We start from the raw sequence: 21,969 nt of genomic DNA on the forward strand, positions 1-21,969 counted from the left end.
TGCTTTCTAAATTAATAAAGTATAATCAATCGTTATTCTCCAAAAATGGTACCACCAAATCAATCCACTCTTGAGGCAGGTAAGCTGATAGATAGCCATGGTTATACCCCTTTGCTTCATACAGGATAGTGTTGGGATGTAGCTGCTGAAATAATTTCGCCGATGCTTTCACACAGTTTAATTCTTTTTCACCATAGATATACAGAACCTGGGCCTTGCTAGCAGAAATCGTCTCCTTCAGCTTGTAACGCCCCATATAGGTTTTGTAAATGGTCACCAATGTTTTGATAGGTGTCCTTGGCAGACCCTCTAAATAATATGCTTTTATTTCCTCTGGATAAGCCAGTTTAGGATAGAGTTTGTCCATCATGCTTAATTGAAGTTTGCAAGAGAATTTACTGAACATCAATTTACCAAATAGAGCTACTAGAAAAATGCTGATTTTAGCTAACCTTGGTTGAGGAATACAGAGACTTCCATCTATGATGGCCTTCTCAGCTATCTCGCTGTCTAAGGATAAAAGCTCCATGGCAATTTGACCGCCAAGTGAAACGCCACCGATCGCAAACAGCTTCCCACCACAGTTTGCTTTGATATAGTTTAGGATCTCCAAAGCAGAATCTTCCGTAGAAACATAATCGAGTTGATACTCTTCACCGTGGCCATTCAAAGTGGGTAGAATAACACGGTAATCTTCTGATAAAATACGTGCTTGACGAAGATAATTCCACCAAGAACTGCCACCGCCATGTATCAGTAAGATAGAAGGCGAATTCCTATCACCAAATTCATGGAATTTCATGTTTAAACTCCTTACTGTAGGATTTTCGCTGGATACTTACTTGTTAAATCATTTTGAACAAGCAGTGATACTGTCTCAACATGTGGTGCTACAAAGCATCTATATGATAGAACGAAAAGTGACTACTCTGGCTTTGTTATTATATGATTGAACGAATTTATCACTTTAAGAAATGTAAAAACCTACCGACAAGTCTTCATCAGATTCATGTGGTTTCCAAGCTACATTAAAACCGTAGCTATCGCTCCAATCTGGATGCCAGTCGTTATAATATGGAACACGACTGTATTTGCCAAGTGTCACTTCATCCTCCTCTGATGATTCCTGACAGGTTATCCCAAACTGGATACCATCCAGTTCCCAGGAATTTCCCCAAACATATTCATCAGAAATGACATCGACCCATCTCGCAGCGTCTATCTCAAAGTCGGTACATAACTTTAACGATTGGAAAGTACTATAGTGTATATTGTAAGGTTTGATATGTATTGCGCAGTCAACGTGATACTTTTCATAATTGGTATTCAATTGGATAACCTTCATTGGAATGGGAACGCCATTCAGTTCCAACCACCAGTATCCAAGTTTATTGTGCAAAATATCGAAATAGTCATCTGCTACTACTGAATTAGAAAAATCATCTATTTGCAAACATCGACCTGACCGTGATAATTCAGCTGCAATTTTCTCTGCTCTCTCTTTATCAAAATCAGAATAGCGCTTAATCACACGCTTTATCTTGTTAATTGGATATGAGATATCTTTTTGCGAAGCATGATATACCTTCACAACATGAGCAACCTTTTCGACGTTGTTGATTCCAACAGGTACAACCACAAAATTGTCTTCCCTGATTGATTCATCCTCACAAATATAGGCGTACTCCTCACCAAACTCTGAGAAAGTGACTATTGCAACTCTATAAACTACATCTGATGAATTTGAATCAGTTTCTTGATCAGTTAGCTCCTTCTCTTTACTATCTAAATCTATCCACTTATAGAAAGTATAACGATTTGGATTCTCATCCTCACCGAATACCATCAAACTATGACAATTTGGACATTGCCAGGCATAGTATGAAGCATCAGAAATATCATAATAATCAATCTTATTATTTTCATCTGCGGTATCCGTTATCTCTTCCCATAACTCATCCGAGAATACTGAAAAAGCATTCGGGTCTGGAGCAGCATGGTTATTCATTGGATATCCGCATTGACAAGTCCACTTACCCATAATATAACTCCTACAGCTAGTAACCAATCATACCGTTTATCGTTTTAGCCTATTATACCACGAAACCACACAAAAACCGCAACCTTTCGATTGCAGTCTCCTACAAGTCAACTTCTCTTCCTTCAAGGAAAGTTATTACAATTTGTCCAGCTTCTGAAATACTGATGTGGTTGAGAACTTGATTTATGATAACTCCATCCTCCAAGAAATTTTGAAATAGATTGATAGCATGGCAGGCTATAGTATCTAGAAACCCAACTTCAACTATTACTCTGATACTTCCCCTCTATTCGAATAAAGAAGCTACTTCAAGGCTTTTCATTTTTCCTTTTGTTACAAGGGTTTTACGCTTTTACCTACCGTTTCGTCGTACACTCCTTACTCTGACAAACAGTGATTTACTTAATTGAAATCCACTCTACTTTTGAGAGACAGGTTATGTGTTCTGTGCGAAGAACATCTTCCAATGCACATGGAACCTTCTCTCTTGTATGATGATAACGGAACCCACATTTTTCCTGAACTCTCTGTGACTTTGTATTGCCGTCAAAATAACCGCACCACAATTTCTCCAGATTCAAGTCATCAAATCCATGTCTCATTATCTCACGAACTGCTTCTGGTATAAGCCCCTGACCCCAATACGGAACTCCTATCCAGTAACCAATCTCCGCCTCAGTATCAGGAATCCCTTTATCACTTGCAGAGCCAATCATCAAACCTATGCTCCCCACTGGCTGCATCGTTTCTTTTAAAACGATAGCGTATGTCTCGGGTGCGGAAAAAACACTTTTAATAATCTCTCTGCTATTTTCAACACTAGTATGTACAGGCCGGTCCAACCTCTGGATTACTGGCATATTGAAATAAATCACTGGCGTCTTTTTCTTCCCAGGGACGAAGAATCAATCTTTCTGTTTTTAAAATCATCTTTCTCTCCTTAAATTCCAACTGTTTGTAACATTGCTTAAGATGAAAGTTCTTATTTTTTCTTTGGTTTTGGCGCAGGTAACTCATCATACATTGAATTAAATAAGCCGGTTAAATATTCTTTGTTGTCAACATCATCTACTAATAGCATTTCCTTTGCACCTTCATACGGAAATTCGTATTCTACATTCGGCATATATGCTATTGCAGATTTAACAGGCTTCACTAAAAATCTATCATCATAAATTCCACCCACAATTTTTCCGCGATAATAAACAATATATTCGCCCATCATTGATCTATATGTTATTTCTTCCAAATCGGATAGTTGTTCTAAAATGAAATTTAAATATTCTTTACTTGAAGCCATTTTTTCTACCTGCTTTACTTACTAATTCTATTACTAGCCAATATCGTATAAATTAAATAACCAATAAAAATAACATAGCAGTCAGTCTTACAACTTACTACTTTTCATATGATAATTTACAAATGTTTTTCCAGCCACTCGATCTTTTTAAAATCCTTATTGTTATTTTGTTCATTTCGATAGGAGTCTTGAGAAGAAGCTTTGTAAATACTTAGATACTGCTCCAGACTTGGAAGACGAAAAGTGATTCCTTCAATGTGAATAAGATCTATATCCGATTCCGAAACTCCTGCAAAATCAGGTAAGGAATCGATACTTCCAAATTCAACACTCACTCGATCCTTTTGGAATTCATGCTCATGAATATCTATTAAGACGTAGCCTAAGTCTTTCATCACTTTCATTATCTTGTCCCAGTCATAAATTCTGAGATGATCAGGTGCTTCCCAACCTCTAGGGTCACCAGGCACATGAATGTCAATGTCAGACGGCCCCCAATTTTCTTTCGTTCTAAACTCCAATCCCAAAGAACCCATCAGTGTCGGTATAATTCCGACTCGATTTAAATGGAAACAAATGGTTTTAAATTCTTCAAATAAGAGACTCATGTTTACTCTAAACCTTTCATCTAAATGTTCGTTTACACTTTAGTTACCTAAATCAAGATTTAGATAATGAAAACTAGTCAATTTTCTCAATAATATTTCCAAGTTTATCTAATACAAGACAGGAATGATCATTTAGTGGAATTATGGGAACATTAACGAGTTCTTCAGCTTTATCCCTATTAGCTTTATCATTCCATGAATCGTAATGGACACTAATTAAAAACTGATTAAAGAGTCCTAATCCATCTTTTATCTTTATCTGATGATCTGAATTATCATTTGGTGAGACATAGACTTTTTCTCCTAATAATAGGGCTCCTGCAGAAAATCCTATAATTTTCGCCTCTTTTTTAAGCATATGATCGATATATTTTTTGAACTCCTGATTGACATAAGTAGCTATATATTTTTCCGTATTTCCACCACCGATAATAATTAGATCAGCATCTAGATAGCTATCAAAATCAATCTGCTCAGTGTCCAGGAGCAGGTAATCAACGTTTAGATTAGGAAAATGACTTTGAAAAACTTCCGTGTACTTTTTCATGTACGGTTCCCAATTTTCACGAAAAACTGTAAAAATGATAATTCTTTCGATCTTCCTTGATGACACAGTTTTATTAACAATCGTATGGTTCTTTATCGGCGGATTCCCACCCATCAAAAAAATTTGTTCTTTCAAGTTATCACACTTTCTAAAGATACATAAATGTTGGCCACGTTCTGAAATTATAATTTTTTCTTAAAATGAATAATTCTATTTGCCTCCTGAAATCCAATATTGAGATGAAATCTTATAGAATCGGTATTCGTTAAAGTACAGTCACTTGCAAATTCCTTACATCCTTTATTTTTCGCCCATTCCTCACATTTTGTACAGAGATTTTTAGCAATATCCTTTAAACGATATTCCTCGTCGACAATAATCCCTTCTAAGAATCCAACAGGACTATATTTACAACCTTCAACATAATCAAATCTGAGTGAACATAGTGCTAGACCTACAATTGTGTCACCTTCAACTTCAGTAAAGATTGCAGTATTTTTGCCATTCGTATATTTTTTTACTTCATCAATAGCTTCTTTATCGGTCAATTGGGGCCATAATTGTTTCATTAGTTTAGCCGTTTTTATAGAATCATTTGTTATTCCATCCATATTGATGTTCCTCCGCAAATTACAAGCAAATGTTTCGAATCATGCTGTTACTTTGTTACTCATTAATTGATACCAATACCATCCCTTTCTACTTTTCGACTGTCTCAGATAGGAAGAGCAGAGCCACGCACTCAGCGGTTCGGACTTACCGTATCATTTCGTCGGTTTCTCTCCTCTTTCTACGAGTCCTATCCCATGGGCAGAACATCTTCTTCTACTTCGCTGATGCCTCAGCTCGGACAAGCAGTGGTACGGCCTCAGCATGAAACGAGCGAACACTAATTATGCCAGGTAATCTTGTCTGTTCTATAAACTTTTTGACGATAGCATAAGGTTATCGTTAAATGGTATTACCTAGATAAACTGAGATTTTATTATTTCTTTTTCTTTGGTTTTGGTGCAGGTAACTCATCATACATTGAATTAAATAAGCCGGTTAAATATTCTTTGTTGTCAACATCATCTACCAATAGCATTTCCTTTGCTCCATCATATGGTAACTCATACTTTGCATTTGGCATGTATGCTATTGCGGATTTGACAGGCTTCACTAAAAATCTATCATCATAAATTCCACCAATGATTTTCCCACGATAATAAATTATATATTCACCCATCATTGCTCTATATGATATTTCTTCCAACTCGGATAATTGTTCTAAAATGAAATCTAAATATTCTTTACTTGAAGACATAATCTACACCTCCAAAATTTGCATTGGTCTACTGGATTTTTAATACTTATATTAGTTCAATATGGTGGGCCTTCCGTTTCTACTATGCTACTTCGTATCTCGTACAAGCAGTGATACCGCCTCAACATGCGCTGTTTCCTTTATTTGTACACTTTTTTTCGTCATCGGTTACGGCATTAAAACACAATTTATCGTTTTCTATTTTAGCATTCTTTCTTTTAGATTTGTAAGATTTTGCATCTTTAGTCGAAGAATCTCCCGTTTTAAAAATTATAGTCAACATTGCTGGATCAATTTCTCCATCAGAATTTATTCCGCCTACTATTATTTTTTCAACGATACTTTCAAAAATGTCCTTGTCAAACTCCGTCAAAGTCTTTTGTGAAGTTAAAATTTCTTTAAAATTCTCTAATCTACTTTTTATATCAACTTCTGATTTTAAAGTTACTTCTAAGTTTACTTTTTCTTCTAAAAGTTTTTCTTTCTCAATTTGTATTTGATTAAATTTATCTTCATATACAGAATCACTTATTTTTCCATCAAGATTCATTGAAACTAATTTTTCTTCTTTTTTGTACAACGAATTTAATTTACTAACTATCTTATTCAATTCCACTTTTAAGGTATCATCAGTAAGCTCTTCTTTTATAATTTCAAGAAAGTCTTCAGTTAGGTTATGATTTTCATAAAACAACTGTTGGTAGCTCTGTAAAAAAGCATTTTCTATGGCTTTTTCCTCTATTCCTTTACTATGAGTGCAATACTTTTTACCTCTCTTTATAGATGTTGTACAGTGCCAAATAATCTTTTTGTACTCTGAACTAGAGTGCCAACTTCTTCTAGACAGAACAGTACCACAAAAACCACATTCTAATCTACTGCTAAAAGGGTACATTCTTGAATATCTTTCTCGTTTACCTTTTGTATTTGCTATGGTTTTTTTGTTTCCTGATCTCCGTAATCTAATTTCTTGTGCCTGTGTAAAAATTTCTGGACTAATTATTGCATCATGATTATTTTTAATGTAGTATTTATCTTCTTCACCGAAATTTATTAAACGTCTCTTACTAATGGGGTCAACAGTGAAAGTTTTTCCCATTAGAATATCACCTTTATACTTCTCGTTTTTAATAATTCCTAAAACTGTTGTATCTTGCCAGTGATCAAGACCTCTAGGAGTTTTATAACCTAGTTCATCAAGTTCTCTAGCTATTGCCCTACCCCCAATACCATCAATGTATCGTTCAAAAATATAACGTACTATCTTGGCTTCTTTTTCATTTATTGATATCGACTTTGTATCTTGATTATAGTCATAACCAAGACAACCTTGAAAACCAATAAGTTCTCCACGTTGCATCTTCATTTTTAAACCTTTTTTAACATGGGCAGATGTATTTTCAACTTCCTGTTGAGCCACCGAACTCAATATCGTCAATAGCAACTCACCATCCATAGTTAAAGTATCAATATTTTCTTCTTCGAAAAATACACCAATTTGTTTATCTTTGAGCAAACGAACATATTTGAGAGTATCTAATGTATTTCTAGCAAAGCGAGCAATGGCTTTGGTAATGATATAGTCTATTTTTCCATCAAGGCAATCTGAAATTAATCTTTGAAAATCTTGTCTTTTTCCAACTTGAGTTCCTGAAATCCCTTCATCAGCATAAATGTCAACCAAATTCCAATCTTGGTGCTGTGATATATACTCTCTATAATGACGAACTTGAGAATCATAGCTATTTTTTTGATCATCACTATCGGAACTAACACGACAATATGCTGCTACTCTCCTCGATAAAGAACCACTATTATCATTTCTTCTAGTTACTAAAGGATTTGCTTTTATAATTTCAACGTTATTTGACATGGCTTAACCTCCTATTTATCTGCATTTATTTTACCGCAACCAATAAAAAAGGTCAGCTAATTTGTGTATATTTTACGCAGTTTCAGCTTTATTTTTTCATATTCTTTTTCACTAATAAGTTTTTTTAGGAATAATAGATTTAGCATCTCTAGCTCGACTATATAATTTTCTAAATTTGATTTCAAAAAATCACTTCCCTTTTATCTTTTATCTTTTATCAATCTCCTCCATGGCATGACTGATGAAGTCATCATAAGAATTTCACTTGCTGCTCTTTTACGGTGGCAGCCTGAACGGTCAGAAGTATCATTGTATATCATTTGTATCATGGCATATAAAGTATCGCTCTATTTTATTGATGGTTTTAAAATCGCTCTTGTCATGGCGAGCCATTCAAATCTGCTCCACAAATGAGGAAAGTACCATTTTGGACTATTCAATTGTCAAAGAACAAATAAAAAATCTCCTCATTTTCACACTCTATGAAATTGAGGAGATTATTTTCTAAAGCGAATTTTATCAGGAAAATCTGTCAATCCCAATAGATAGTCTGTACTGACATCGTAAAAGTTTGAGAGAGTTACCAATACATCTGCCGTCAAGGCATGCTCACCCCGTTCAATTTTAGCATAAGCTGAGTTTGTAAACGAAAGTATTTTAGCTATTTGTTTTTGGGTTAAATCGTGATCTTCCCTCAAATCTCTCAAACGTCTGTACATCTAGCTTTCTCCTGAGAAAAGTATAATATATAAAACTAAGAAATCTTTCAAAGTGTCTAAACTGGACATTTTGAACTAAAATTAATTTATTAAACACTTCTCATAAGCATATCTATTAACCGTCTGAGAGCAAAGATTTTATCAACTATTTAAAATTACTGGCTTTCAAAAATTAGTCTTATTGTAAAATAAAATGAAACACAAAAGACATGTTTATCTAATATATTATAGTCTCAAAAATATTACAAAATTATAGGAAAATGTTCACAAATCAATCATACAAGCACTTCTCTGAAGCTGAACAATACTAAATTTTAGTTTTATTTAAACAAAGGAAAAAACTGCTTATACTGCTCGTCGTTAGGATAGAAAACGTTCTATTTTTACTTGTAAAACTAATCGAGATTCTGTAATACCAGTGAAACAAATCAATGATAGAAGATCTACTGATAACAGTATTATGCAAATCCAATCTAGAATTTTCATTATCATTCTATAGAAGCTAGCTATTACTTGTAACTAAATAAGATTTAGCCTGACTTTCTGATAGAGTTCACATAGGTGAAGGAAGAAAAACCGAGGGGAAATAGTATGAAAACTTTTATTCACACTTATAAATTCCAACATTTTGATTCAGTTGTTTCTTAAATCAAGATGCTTTATGACTATATGCATCAAGAAAAGTTTATTTAATTACCTAGTGTTGTACAACTTTTTAATAAATCTACCAAGACTATATCTCCTAAAAATAACAAGGTGATAAAAATTTATGATGGAGTACAAGAAATTAATAATTGGATACGTTTCTGATATTGTGAACTAGATTCTGTTATTGCTTAAAATATGGTCAGTAAACCTTCTATTCTGATCTCAGTAGAGTGACAAACTTGCTATGCTATCTCAAGGAAACTCTTAGATAAGAAGGTAGAATATGTCAATCAAGATGTGTCATAACGCAAGAAACGGTATGTAATCAAATCATTACTACTGATAATTAAATCGAGTTTTCTTTACTCAATTAAATAAGAGGTATTAAAAATTTAATTTGCCCGTGCCTATTCATCCTATGGTCAGACATTCGATGAGAACTTCATCACTCCTTTACGTGACTTCGTTTCAAAAGCAAATTCACTCAAATAATTGAAATAAGATTTTATAGCGGATAGTACAAAAATATTTAACGAAAGCCTAGAAGAATTTATGGATATAAGTACTCGAAAAAGCTGCTTGAGTTGACTCAAACAGCTTGAAAGGATTAAATACTATGTTACACTTTATTCTACAAATGGGCTTTAGAATTTCTTTAACATTAGTAGAATAAAGAAAAATAGATAAGTCATCATAGGAACAATATATTTGCGAGGATGCTTCCATAGTTCCTTCTTTATGTTCCATTTCTTAATATACCAATACTTTTCTAAAAATAGATATAACGCACTCTCAAATAAAGTAAATATCCCTACCCATACTAAAAATATTATACTGTGTGAACTAGTAATATAGACAATTGCAATTAGAAAATTTATAAAAAGATAATAGTATAATAAACACCTTAGATACATATTGTAAAAAATATAAGATTTAGGTAGTGATCGCAAATGTATTCTTAATTGTGGCTCGCTAGAAATTAAACTAGTAAGAGGTGTATTAGTAGATGCTACAGTGAATAGTAATGGGATTTTTAAGTTTTCAGGTAGTTTTTGAAAATATAATATTAAAATAAATAATACTGAGGCGACAGTATTAAAATAAAAATATCTCTCTTTTACCAAATTTGAAACAAAATAATTTTTAAACTTTAAAAAATGATTTGTATTTGAAAAATCATCTAAATACAAAAAATTATCATCTCTTAAAATAAAAATCCACTCAATAGCAATCATGAACAAAAGCAAATAAATTGATTTCAGTAAGAGAAACAATGATAGTGAAATAAAAATATAAAGTAATGATAAAAGATTAGTCACTTTATTATTTAAAGCTCCAAAACACCTAACTAATCTAAAGCTACTCATAATAACAAAGAGGGAAGATAATATAGGTAATATCAAATTTATTAATTTTGCTTCACTAAAAAGAATGATTAACAATGACAATCTTTCGATTAGATTAGATGCAAACGCCACAAATATAAATTGGATATAAAACTTTGTGTTAGAAATAGGAAGTTGATAATATGCCTGGATTCTTTCTGATTTGAAATAAGATAAAAGTAGTTGCCAAGTACTTACTAAGGTAATTAGTGTTGCAGAAAATAAAAGATAGTTCGCATTGTTATGAGAAGGTATTAAATGTCGTATGAGTAAGACTAGTATTAAAGAAAATCCCAAAAAATAAAATCTTTTCCGTGAAAACAAATCTCTACATATGAATATCCATAACATTACAGATTTCCTCCTTATTTCCTGATGGACTCTAACCATTCAGACACATTTCCTTGGAATAAGTTTATGTGAGCATTTTCTAGAATATAAAGATAATCACAAACTCGTACGACACTCTCTGCAAAATGAGTACTCAACAGAACGGTACCATATTGCTTATACTCCAGTAACATCTTATATAAAAATTCCGTGGATTCGAAATCTAAACCGTCAAACGGTTCATCTAAAATCAATAAAGGTCTTCTAAGATATAATCCTACTATCAAGAAAACTTTCTTTTTATTACCAGTAGAAAGGTCTCTGATCTCTTTTTGGCAATACTCTTCAAATTTAAATCCGTTAACTAAAAACTCCAATCTTCTTCTTTCTATCGAACAATTATAAAGTTGACAGACCATTTCCAAATATTGCAAAAAAGTCCAGTTTAAAAAACTTTCACTTTCTGTAAATACTGTATACTTATTTTGTCGATAAAATTCTGAACTCAGCTGGACTTCTTTATCGAAAAACTTAAAATATTTCATAGTAAAAACATTATTGTTAAATACACTACTTAAAGTTTTAATTAACGTTGTTTTCCCAGCCCCGTTCTTTCCAATCAAACCATAGACTTTATTTTGATTCAAAATTAAATCAATGTTATCTAATATTTTACTATCTTTAACATATGCAAAATCCAACTTTTTTAGTTCTAATAGAGTTGTCAAATTATCTCACTCCTTTATACAGATATACTCCACCCACCATCATAAAAGCAACTGCATATAGATATTCTTTCATGAAAACAAACATAAATGCACCTACAAAAAAGCAAATAGCAATTGCGATTCTAAGTTTTTTGTTCATTGTTTAATTTCCTTTCTAAGATTATTGGTACAAGGTAGCTAAAAAGTAATAAACATGTGCAAACTATAGAAAATATATTTTTGTCAAATACAATATAATAAACTAATACCATCGGAAATATTATTGCTGAGAAATAATTAGTATTGAACTTTGTTAATTTACTAGAGATAAATGAAATAATTGCCAAAAAAACAAATGTTATCAAGTCTAATACACTAACACCCATAAGAAGGAAAGTCAATATAATTAAAACATATTTATATTTAATAACCAGCAACTTATATTTTATAATTATATAAGAAAAAGAAAATATAAGTATTAAAAAATTTAAGAAGTAATTTTTATAATATAAATTGATGAATGATGACGAAAAAGAAAAAGTGTTAAAATACATTATCAATGTGTACATCAGAATATTAGCATTTATCAGATAAATTAGATACTCAATTTGTTTATAGTTAGTTAAAGCAGATCTTGTAGATAAGATAGATAGTAGTACCTTTATATATTTCTGTTCACATAGAATTAATATTCCTCCTAACACTATAAAATCTCTGATTGTTATTTTAAATTCTAAATTGAAGTAACTATTAACTATATTTCTTAACGCTAATAGAACTAGGTTGATTAGAAATAGAATTGTTGCTTTTTTTTCATTTTTCTAAAACCTCCCAATTAAATTCTCTCCAAAAGTCTAATATATCAAGATTAAAACCAAAAAGATCAAATAAATAAATTGTCTGTTCTATAAATAATTGAGTATTAGTAAGTAGTAGCTGGTATCGCTTTAAGACATTATCTTTATTTTTTAGCATAAAATCAAAGACTTCGTAATCATCAAATGTGATCTCATAATTTTCTTTTGCCTCGTTGACATTAAAACAAAAATTTTCATTCGTTAATTTAAACACTTTTAAAATGGTTAACAATACTTTATAATCATAAAAATCTTTGAGTTGAATAGTATTAGAATCCTTCCAAATTATCGAATTCTTTTTTATATTAATAGTGGGATTTTTCATATATTTGCCGTTGTTTTTTGAGGAAAAATGAAATCGAATTTTTTTATAATTCATCTGTTGCATCATGTTTTTTAAAACTATTAAATCAAAGGCTTCAATAGTTCTAAGACTTCCTAAAACAATGTCAACGTCTGGTGTACTATCCGAATATAATTTTCTTTCTTCGTAAATAGTCTTTTTTTCGATCAAGAAGTCCTGTTCATTAAAATTTAAATCAAATATTAACTTATTGGTATTAACTGTCGATGCTGTATATATCAAAATAAATGTAATTCGATTCTTATTCGTTAGAGCGTTAAAAATATTCATTTTACTTTCATAATCATCAAACCACGACTTATTAGCTCTAACCCATAGATGTTCTAAAAGGTGTAAATACCCTTCCCTAATTGAACCATTAAAATTAAAAATTATTCTTTCAATAGTAACTTCTCCTAAATCTGAAACTGGTTTAATAAAAAACGTACAATCTTTCTTCATTACTTTCTCCTTATTATGCTTTTAAACACACTATTCTCCTGCTATTAAAAATTTTCACAATATCTTCGAATTTTATTTTATCGATTATTTCTAACAAAGTTGATACATTTGCATCAATTTTCAATAGCTGAAAAGGTAATAAGTAATGGTCTATTTGATATAAAGTTGTTGAAAATATTATTTCTTTCTTCAATCGACATTTAGCAAGTTCGAACTCGCCCTCAGTTAACTGAACATTGGTATACATGGTATCTAATCTAGAAATTTTATCTTCTGAATAACTTGTTATTAGTCCGATATAAACAACGTTCAAATCTTCATGAAACTTTGATACAGTTGTGTAACAAAGTCCTTGATTTCTAATCTCTGTTAAAACGCTATTTTGTGATTTAAAAATTTCTTCTAATAACTTAGCTGACAGCATATCTCCTAATTCTTTTATCTCTATATTATCACATAGGAAACCGACATACGTTAATTCTCCTTCTTTAATTATAATATTTTCTGTAGTTTCTAATTTAACTCTAGAATATTTTTTGACACTATAATTTTCCCATTTTAAAAAATTTTTTAAAAAGTATCCTAAGGACTCTTTTGTAGGAATAGAAGCATTTGCAGTTACTCCGTAGCAAGATATTGTACAATTAATGTTATCATCTTTTACCACCTTGTAAAGTTCAATTTCTTTATTATATAAAAAATCTAACATATCATAAATTTTATCTTTAGGAATATGATACATTGATTTTATATAAATAATTTCTGTCATTCTCCCATTACAACCGAGAGCAAAAATTGAAATTATTATTCCGTTTTCGATTCCAAATTTTATTAAATCATCCTTAAGTAACTTATGAATTTCTCTTAGTTTTTGTTTAATAAATAAATTAGGAATAGGTCTATAATATTTATAAGAAAAAAGATAATTACTCAATAACCTTCCCTCCCTTATATTGTTCCATAAACTTCTCTAATTTATTATAAGTTATCCAAGAACAATATTGTTCTGGTGCTTTATCTACATTACTTTCCAGTCCTTTCATGTAGCATCCAAAACAATTACTGTAATTTGGACAAGATTTAGAACAACCGTTTTCATCACTAGGGGGATAGATATTGCTAATTTTTTGATAAACATCATCAGAAAAAATCTCCTCCATACTGCCATCGTTTATATTTTTGAAAATTTTATTCTTAGGAAAGATAGGACAAGGTCTTAAATTACCATCTGCACCAATTAAAATAGTATTTGTTCCAGCACCACAATTAGAAGAAGATTTTAGATAATCCTCCGATTCGATAATTGGAATTAATGCTCTATACTTAAATACCGTCTCACTCAAATAACGTGAGTACTCTTTGGAAAATTTCGTACTACTATTTTTATTGAAGTCCGTACCTCTGCCAAAATTTTCTACAAAATTATAAACAAAAAGTTCCGCTCCTAACTCAATTGCAAGCTCAGCAAGTTTATCGACCTCCCACATATTTTCATCAAAAATAGAAGAAGCTACTCGTACATGTATTCCCGCTTCTGTCAGACGCCTAATATTTTTACAAGTACTCCTAAATGAGCCTCGCATACCTCTAAACTTATCATGTAATTCCTCTCTAACACTGTCTAAAGAAATACTCATAACTAATTTATCTTTGTTTTTCTCTAATAACGACAAGCTACTTTTCTTGAGTATTGTACCGTTTGTTAATAAGGCTACTCTACTAAACTCATTAAATGCCAATTCTAGTATTTTTTCTGCATCCTTATTCATAAATACTTCTCCACCAGTGATTTCAATACTCAAAACGTTACTCGCTTTTAGTTTTTTCACAAGAGACTTGAAACCCTCGTAATCAATTGCAGTTGTTTTATTACAGGATGCATTTAAATAGCAATGAGCACAATATAAATTACATTTTTCAGTGATCTCAACCGTTACATGTAAAGGAGAAATAAGTCTTGAATTTCCATAAATATATAATGGCAAATTTGTAATCTCTGGGCTCTCTTTGAGTGCAATGGCTCCTTTTTTCATCATTTCATTCAAAAATGTCTCAATCCAATTTCGATCATCTTCTACTAAGTTGTAAGTATCAATAAAGTTTTCTATAAATTCCTCCATATTTTGCTTGCCGTTGATAGCTTCTAGAAGTAATTTTCCTGTTTTATTAACTGTAAAATAGTCAAATTGTTTCCGTTTGTTCGCATCTATTTTCTCAACGATTACATTATAGTCCCCTTTAGTTTGATATATTGTAACTTGATTATCTAACACTAAATACATTTTTATCCTCTTTCAATAAAAAAATAAGCAGTAGGTCATTATATATTAGATATTTAATTTATAATTAGCAATTATCCAAATGCAGTAAATACAGCAGATACTCCTGCAATTTCAAAGTCAGGAATTGGACCGTCAGCTAAACAAACAGCACCAATCGCGCAAACACTACATCCTTTGTTATTTACAACAGTTGCTTTTTCAATTTTTACAGACGGGTTGTCAATCTTATTGTTCTTAATCATGATTAATCCTCCTTGATTATAAAAACTATTAGACCAACTGCCTAATGTTATTATATCACTAGCAGTTGGTCTAATAGTTTTTATCCCTAATGTGCAATTAGTTACTATTAAGTACTCTCTCAATATATTTTTCCCATCGTTCTACTAAATTCATGCTTTCCAAGGTTTTCATAAAGCCAATACACTTTCTCATCTCTAAAATATTACTCAATTCATTTGTCATCTTAAAATTGTAACAACTATCTATGAGGTGAAAAACTAATCTTTCATATAATTCTGTTTCATCAAAAAATAACTGGACTAATTGTTCTCTATAATAAGATGCATCAACCATATTATTTCTTTCTACGCTGAGGCTAAAAGCATTAAATAACATGCTAGTAACTAATCTTCTATGGGTCGGTAAATGTTTATAAAAATCAGTTCTCCTCACCATTTCCTTCGTTAATATCATAATACTTGATTGGCAAAAAATTTCCATTGTGGAGGAAAATAGCTCTAATTCATATTCACCCCAGATATCTATGCTAAATAAATAGTCTGATATAAAATCAATTTCTTCAGAAGTCACAATATTATCTTTCTCAATTTCTTGGAGCTTTAACTTAATCAAAATTATTGTTAATTTCTTACTTAGTTTCTCCTCTTCCTTTTCTGTACAATTAATGAGGAGTTTTCTCAAGGCTGGGCTGTTGTTCTTATAAAAATAATTATTTATCTTATCAATTACCTCGAAATTACTCATCTTATGAAAACCACGCCCTAAATACATAAACTCCTCTAAAGATACGTCCAGTGTCTTTAAAACTGAAAGTAATTTACTAAGAGTAATATCTGTATATCCATTTTCAAATCGAGATAACTGAGAGGTAGAAATCTCATCATTAGCAACATTGTAAAGAGAGAGGCCCTTAGCTTCTCGAATTTTTTTTAAGATTTGTCCTAAATTTTTCATTGATTCCTCTCCTTGTTGCAGATTAGGGATGATTTCATATATAAGTAAGCCAATTAGTTTTCAAATATTCTAGATTTTAGTAAAACTAAAATAGTATTTCTATTGTTAGAATACAATAAAATCGTTTAAGATGCTCTGAAAAATATGCTTTAGGTGACAACAATTATTAAAATATAACAGTTATTATTTATTAATCGATAAGAATCTTGACTATTTCCTACTAGTGGACCTGATATACCTTTATATGATAAATATCTGCAAGTTACCAATCTGAACGCTGAGAAATAATCCGAAACAATATAATCAAAATAATTCTTCAAATCCAGTTTTTCAAGACTTATTTCTATACTGAAACAACATCTTTCCAGAACTTCAATAATTTCATTTTGTGTTAAATCATTATTTAACTAAATCTTTGGAGGCAATACGTTTTCAAAGCTACTTTTTTACCATAGGTTTTGAGCCTTCAACACAGATTACTAAGCCAAAAATGCTCTAAATTTTTGAAATTCTAACATATCCCACTCGACTTCATCATCATCTTTGACTTTCACAATATCTTCCTCAAAATAACATGGAATAAATATGATTTTCAACCAGTACATGTGTTTTTAACTCCAAAGGATTAGACAAACTTGGCTGTTTTATAATATCATATGTAAATTTTTTCATGTTTGAACTCTCCGCCTTCGATATTCCATAAAAAGTAACCGTATCAACTGCTAATAATGGTTGAGTTAATTTGCAAGAACCGACTCCAGTGAAATGATCCTATCACATTGCCGTGCTTGCTCCATGTTATGCGTAACAACCAAAATTGTTTTACCAAACTGATCTCTCAAAGTTCGAATCAAATCGAATGCTTTTTGAGACATTTCAGGATCTAACGATCCGGTTGGTTCATCTGCTAGGACAATATCTCCGGGCTTTAAAATAGCTCTCACAATCGCAATTCTCTGCTGTTCACCTCCCGATAATTCATTGATTTTACTATTTAACCGATTTTGTAGACCAACAAATTCTAGCGATTCCTTGATTCTCTGCTCCTTCTCCTGTCTAGAGAAATTCGAAAAAGTCATGGCAAGCATCAGGTTATCTTTTACACTAGATGTAGAAATGAGTGCATTGGATTGAAAAAGATAGTTGATGACATTCCTTCGGTAATGAACTGCTGATCGCGAATTTACCTTAGGCAAAACTTTTCCGTTGATCAGGATTTTACCACTGTCAACAGTATCCAATAGTCCAATCATATTGAGGATAGTCGATTTTCCAGAACCAGAAGGTCCTACTAAAGCTACAAATTCATTTTCCTCAATATCAAAGCTTAAGTCTTTGAAAATTTCTCTTGAACCAAATTGTTTTGATACATTTTGTACTGAAATTCTAGACATGAGATTACTCCTTAAATAATTGTATGATACTCTCTCCTTCTTTACGGAACAAGCTGAAGTAAAGAAGCATTATCTGAAAAGAAAATGTAGCTAGTGTCATGACTATTCCCAACTTAGAACCCACTAAGATAGAAACGATTAGTTCCATCACAGAAAAACTAATAATGAGAGAAAGCACACCAATATATCTTTTCCATGGTGAGAATCCCATAAAGTATTGAACATACAATTTTTCTTTAAATAACAAGCGGTACATTAAGACAAAACTCCAGAAAATAGCCATCATCGTAATTATGATAATCGCTATGATCGTGCCGAAAAGATAAAATGTATAACTCAGATCTTTTTGAATACCATTGATAAAGTTCTTGACAGTTGTAAAACTCAACCGATTATCCGTTAAATCTGGAAATTCTGTTTCTAAAACGGACACTACCTGTTCCATCGTTTTCCTATCACGAATCTTCAAAAGACCATTATAGCCACTAACAACTAAGTTTGCCGACTCCATGAAGTATAAATTCTCTGGTGTTGAGACAAAAATAACTGGATTCTCACTAGTTGTACCATAAGAAATGGAATCTGACCAAGTAAATATTGGTCGAGACGGTTGATAAACCTTGAACATAAATTTCGGATTTTCTGTGAAATTAGTTTTTAAATCTCCCGGTTTTACAGTGACACTTTCCTGTAAATACGCCTTCATCACCTCAAGTTCTTCTGTATTGAGCGTGTTAGGTAGAAGATAAAGTCGAGTACCATTCCTCATCTCTAGCAACTCTTCATCACTTAGGGAAATACCTAGGTCTTGCAGGTAATTATAGGAGAATTTCAAATACCAAAATGGTTTTTTAGGGACATGCTGGTATGTCCCATAGACTGCATCAAGGGACTCCTGATTAAGAAATTGTCCTTGGGCAATATAGACACCTGGAAGCTCAGATATACGCTGGTAAAAGTTATACATACTACGCTCAAGGGAATTTGTAGTTCCTGCATATGTACCTACATCATCTCCCTCAACAAAGCTGGAGATAACGTACATATCTTCAACATTCTTCCACTCCCTAGATACTTTCATATTATCAATAAACTGATTCATTGGAGCATCTAAAGAGTAACTGACTGCGATTAACAAACCAGCTACCAAGGTATAGAATAACAAGCAGGTTACCATTAAAGGCTTCATTGGTAATCGTTTATGAATTGCGGCTAATGGAGAAACCGAATAAACAATAATTGTTGGAATAATGAATATCAATAGTAGCAACAAGACTGAGAGGCTGACTCCAGCAAAAACTAGAATAAACGATGATAAACCAAAACTAGACCAGCCTGACAACAACCAACTACATAAAGAGATAATAGGAATAATATAGATTGAAAATAGTAGAGAATTTTTGAAAAAAGCAGACCATAATTCTTTTCTATCCCATCCTAAAAGAATCAATGTTCCGAAATGTTTAAAGGATTGAAGAACACAGATTAAGAATAGGATCAGTAAAATGAAGGCATTTACTAAGATGCTGATAGCAAGTATTATTCCCCAAATTCCCTGATCAGTACTACTTCCAAAACTTTCTTTTGTCAAATCCTCAACAGAAATACCTGACACCTTTGAAAGATGCAACAAAAAGTTATCTCTTGAGACAGCATCGTGGAGACCATTGATATGGTATATCCCATTAATCGTATTAGTGTTTTGGAAAGTAAAATCTAATCGTTCAATGACTACAGGTGTGCTAAATAATAAATCTGGAAGCTCGTAAAGCATATTATTTGAGCCTTTGTCAAGTCCAATAGTCATACTATTGTCACTATGAGATAATAAATTTGCAAATTGTTGTTGTGAGACAACTATTTTACCCGTACTTTCAAAATCTGAAAAACCAGCAGAGCTACCAAGGATGTCTATATAAATCCTATTTAGACCTTCTCCTGTATCACTACTTTCAGAACGTTTTGTCCATATGGACAAGTCACTCTGTTCTAAAAAATAATTAAATACATCTTGTGATTGCTCTTCTGTTAACTTCTGAAGATAAACTGTTACGGTCCCGGAATGATGATTATAACTCTGCCATGACTGTTGATACTGTAAACCTGCTAAAAAAATTGCCACCAGAGCAAGTAAGACACTCTGGATGGCAATCAAAAACAGGATTAAGTATTTCATTTTACCTAATAACATGTTTTTGTATGTCATAGGTACTTACCTACAATTCCAGTAACATTCAGCTGTACCAGTTCCGATGTATTTAGAAGCATGTGCTTCTACTCCAGGGGATTTCCAGCCTGAGAATCCCCCGTTAGCAGATGATGCGTGTTCGTAAACACCAGACTGAACATTTGAATAGCTCCAAAGACCAGCAACACGACCATAATTCCAATAAACTGCAGTACCTTTATACCAAACTGTTGCAGCTGAAACAATCGAACCACCTGCCCCAGCTAAAGTCAGTGCAAGTAAAGATGTTGTAATTATTTTTTTTATGCTTTTCTTCATCGTAAAGCCCTCATTTCTTTCACTTAAAATCTAACAATAACAATGACTGCATTTAGAAGTATCAACAAATCACACCCTAGTACATTGGAATCCCTTCTTTCTAATTAAAAATTAGATGAAAGAGAAATACTATATAGTTAATAGTATTTTCATCATTTAATCAACTAATCAGCCTTCCCAACATCAAGACCATTGGAATTCTTTTGTGATTGCAGTCGAATCTCAAATTGTTTATTCTTCTGAATAAACTGTTGGTAAGGAATTGTATTACTAAACATAAAAACACCTAGTAATGCAAATGTAACTAATTTTTTAATTCCACGTTTTTTTCTCATGCAATGAAACCCCTTTCTGTTTCCTTGTTTTTATTCTAACATATATATATTACTTAGTCAATTGTTTTTATTACATTTTGAACTTTTTTTTTTTTTATTACAATAAAGAATTATTTATTCCTTTAACTTGCTATTTTGAACTAAAAATTTTATAATGAAATTAAGCAAATAGGAAGGTTTATTATCTTTAATGAATACACTCGCAGAGAAATTCAGATTGAAAAGAAAAGAGTTGAGACTCTCCCAACAAACTCTTGCAGAAGGAATTTGTGAACAAAGCCAGATTAGTAAAATTGAGAGAGGGCATTTCATTCCCTCCGCAGACCTTTTGTTCAAACTCTCCCAACGACTTGAAGTACCATTAGATTATTTTTTTAATGAACAAATTGAAATTAAATCTAACCTCTCTAATTTCAAGCAATTATCTGCTCGACTATTAGATGACAGAAATTATGAAGATTTGGAATATATTTATAGAATAGAGATTGAACGAAGTACTTTTCTAACACTAGAAGACCGAACTTACCTTGAATGGATTAAAGCTATTATTGACTTCTATCAATATGACAGTAAGTGTGAGGCTATTTCTTCATTGGAAAATATATTATTAAAAGTCTCCTCAAATACTCTGATTTATTTAAAGGCATTGAATACTCTATCTAATTTCTATTCCTTAGTGGGTCGTGAACAAGAATATGAGGCAAACTACTCTCATTTAATGGAGTTATATCAGACAAAAAATTTTGAGCATCAAGAGTTTTTATTTGGCTACATCAGAGTTCGTTACAACTACGCTCACTACCTAGTGTCAAAGGAAAAATATAACGAAGCCATCCAAGAAGCTCTTGAGACGATTGAACTCTGTAAACAAAGACAGACAAGCTACCAACTGGCTCCCCTACTTATTCTTGTAGGAAATGCTGGAGCCAAATTTCTAGACAAAGAACAAGTCAAAAATTATTATATAGAAGCAAGAGAGTTATGTAAGATTTATAACAATCCTTTAATGTTGATGAAGATAGAAAATTATTTGAAGGAATTAGATACTGTATAGTTAATCTTGACATTATAGTTTTTCTGAAACGTTAAATAACCTGTAAGGCTGATAGTGATATTAATACTATTAGCC

Annotated in this window: 21 protein-coding genes and 1 pseudogene; 1 reads left to right on the forward strand and 21 read right to left on the reverse strand. The window is 31.9% G+C overall.

Going from position 1 to position 21,969, the window contains the following annotated elements; translation table 11 throughout:
- Positions 1-25: 25 nt before the first annotated feature.
- The 21 genes and pseudogenes from N596_RS03090 to N596_RS10320 form a co-directional block, all read right to left on the reverse strand.
- Positions 26-802, reverse strand: coding sequence for an alpha/beta fold hydrolase (locus N596_RS03090; protein ID WP_023026907.1), 777 nt, complete (start codon positions 800-802; stop codon positions 26-28).
- A gap of 165 nt (positions 803-967) precedes the next feature.
- Entirely contained in the window at positions 968-2,041 is a 1,074-nt protein-coding gene (locus N596_RS03095; RefSeq protein WP_023026909.1) for a DUF8617 domain-containing protein, read from the reverse strand.
- Between the two features lie 398 nt (positions 2,042-2,439).
- Positions 2,440-2,971, reverse strand: a pseudogene (locus N596_RS03100) (GNAT family N-acetyltransferase).
- Positions 2,972-3,023: 52 nt separating this feature from the next.
- On the reverse strand, positions 3,024-3,341 hold the full coding sequence (locus N596_RS03105) for a TfoX/Sxy family protein (protein WP_023026910.1): 318 nt from the start codon (positions 3,339-3,341) through the stop codon (positions 3,024-3,026).
- 116 nt (positions 3,342-3,457) lie between these two features.
- Complete coding sequence (locus tag N596_RS03110) at positions 3,458-3,949, reverse strand: phosphoribosylanthranilate isomerase (RefSeq protein WP_023026911.1); 492 nt, start codon at positions 3,947-3,949, stop codon at positions 3,458-3,460.
- 73 nt (positions 3,950-4,022) lie between these two features.
- The gene (locus N596_RS03115; RefSeq protein ID WP_023026912.1) at positions 4,023-4,631 is read right to left on the reverse strand and encodes a Type 1 glutamine amidotransferase-like domain-containing protein; all 609 of its coding nucleotides are present in this window, start codon (positions 4,629-4,631) and stop codon (positions 4,023-4,025) included.
- 47 nt (positions 4,632-4,678) lie between these two features.
- Positions 4,679-5,107 (reverse strand): aminoglycoside 6'-N-acetyltransferase, encoded by a 429-nt coding sequence (gene aac(6') / locus N596_RS03120; protein ID WP_023023578.1) that lies wholly within the window; start codon positions 5,105-5,107, stop codon positions 4,679-4,681.
- Between the two features lie 374 nt (positions 5,108-5,481).
- Positions 5,482-5,802, reverse strand: a complete 321-nt coding sequence (locus tag N596_RS03125) for a TfoX/Sxy family protein (RefSeq protein ID WP_023026913.1) — start codon at positions 5,800-5,802, stop codon at positions 5,482-5,484.
- A 121-nt stretch (positions 5,803-5,923) separates the two neighbouring features.
- On the reverse strand, positions 5,924-7,675 hold the full coding sequence (locus tag N596_RS03130) for a recombinase family protein (protein ID WP_023026914.1): 1,752 nt from the start codon (positions 7,673-7,675) through the stop codon (positions 5,924-5,926).
- A 497-nt stretch (positions 7,676-8,172) separates the two neighbouring features.
- A complete protein-coding gene (locus N596_RS03135; protein ID WP_000286248.1) occupies positions 8,173-8,394 on the reverse strand; it encodes a helix-turn-helix domain-containing protein in 222 nt (73 codons plus the stop codon).
- 2,398 nt (positions 8,395-10,792) lie between these two features.
- Positions 10,793-11,485 (reverse strand): ATP-binding cassette domain-containing protein, encoded by a 693-nt coding sequence (locus N596_RS03145; RefSeq protein ID WP_023026916.1) that lies wholly within the window; start codon positions 11,483-11,485, stop codon positions 10,793-10,795.
- A gap of 1 nt (position 11,486) precedes the next feature.
- On the reverse strand, positions 11,487-11,624 hold the full coding sequence (locus N596_RS10230; protein WP_023026917.1) for a hypothetical protein: 138 nt from the start codon (positions 11,622-11,624) through the stop codon (positions 11,487-11,489).
- Between the two features lie 653 nt (positions 11,625-12,277).
- A complete protein-coding gene (locus tag N596_RS03150; protein ID WP_023026918.1) occupies positions 12,278-13,126 on the reverse strand; it encodes a peptidase M16 family protein in 849 nt (282 codons plus the stop codon).
- Positions 13,127-13,139: 13 nt separating this feature from the next.
- Complete coding sequence (locus N596_RS03155; RefSeq protein ID WP_023026919.1) at positions 13,140-14,060, reverse strand: hypothetical protein; 921 nt, start codon at positions 14,058-14,060, stop codon at positions 13,140-13,142.
- The gene (locus N596_RS03160; protein ID WP_023026920.1) at positions 14,053-15,408 is read right to left on the reverse strand and encodes a radical SAM protein; all 1,356 of its coding nucleotides are present in this window, start codon (positions 15,406-15,408) and stop codon (positions 14,053-14,055) included. Before N596_RS03160 ends, N596_RS03155 begins: the two co-directional genes overlap by 8 nt.
- Positions 15,409-15,479: 71 nt before the next feature.
- A complete protein-coding gene (locus N596_RS03165) occupies positions 15,480-15,650 on the reverse strand; it encodes a subtilosin A family bacteriocin (RefSeq protein WP_023026921.1) in 171 nt (56 codons plus the stop codon).
- 97 nt (positions 15,651-15,747) lie between these two features.
- Positions 15,748-16,605, reverse strand: coding sequence for a helix-turn-helix domain-containing protein (locus N596_RS03170; RefSeq protein ID WP_023026922.1), 858 nt, complete (start codon positions 16,603-16,605; stop codon positions 15,748-15,750).
- Between the two features lie 737 nt (positions 16,606-17,342).
- On the reverse strand, positions 17,343-17,999 hold the full coding sequence (locus tag N596_RS03180; protein WP_023026923.1) for an ABC transporter ATP-binding protein: 657 nt from the start codon (positions 17,997-17,999) through the stop codon (positions 17,343-17,345).
- A gap of 4 nt (positions 18,000-18,003) precedes the next feature.
- The gene (locus N596_RS03185; RefSeq protein ID WP_023026924.1) at positions 18,004-20,205 is read right to left on the reverse strand and encodes a bacteriocin-associated integral membrane family protein; all 2,202 of its coding nucleotides are present in this window, start codon (positions 20,203-20,205) and stop codon (positions 18,004-18,006) included.
- Between the two features lie 6 nt (positions 20,206-20,211).
- Complete coding sequence (locus N596_RS03190) at positions 20,212-20,505, reverse strand: hypothetical protein (protein WP_023026925.1); 294 nt, start codon at positions 20,503-20,505, stop codon at positions 20,212-20,214.
- 164 nt (positions 20,506-20,669) lie between these two features.
- The gene (locus tag N596_RS10320; RefSeq protein ID WP_023026926.1) at positions 20,670-20,840 is read right to left on the reverse strand and encodes a PhrA family quorum-sensing system peptide; all 171 of its coding nucleotides are present in this window, start codon (positions 20,838-20,840) and stop codon (positions 20,670-20,672) included.
- Positions 20,841-21,030: 190 nt separating this feature from the next.
- Here N596_RS10320 and N596_RS03195 point away from each other — a divergent pair, with 190 nt between their 5' ends.
- Positions 21,031-21,894: a helix-turn-helix domain-containing protein gene (locus N596_RS03195; protein ID WP_023026927.1), complete on the forward strand. Its 864-nt coding sequence runs from the start codon at positions 21,031-21,033 to the stop codon at positions 21,892-21,894.
- The last annotated feature ends 75 nt before the right edge of the window (positions 21,895-21,969 follow it).

The sequence above is a fragment of the Streptococcus ilei genome, from assembly GCF_000479335.1.
GTDB lineage: Bacteria > Bacillota > Bacilli > Lactobacillales > Streptococcaceae > Streptococcus > Streptococcus ilei.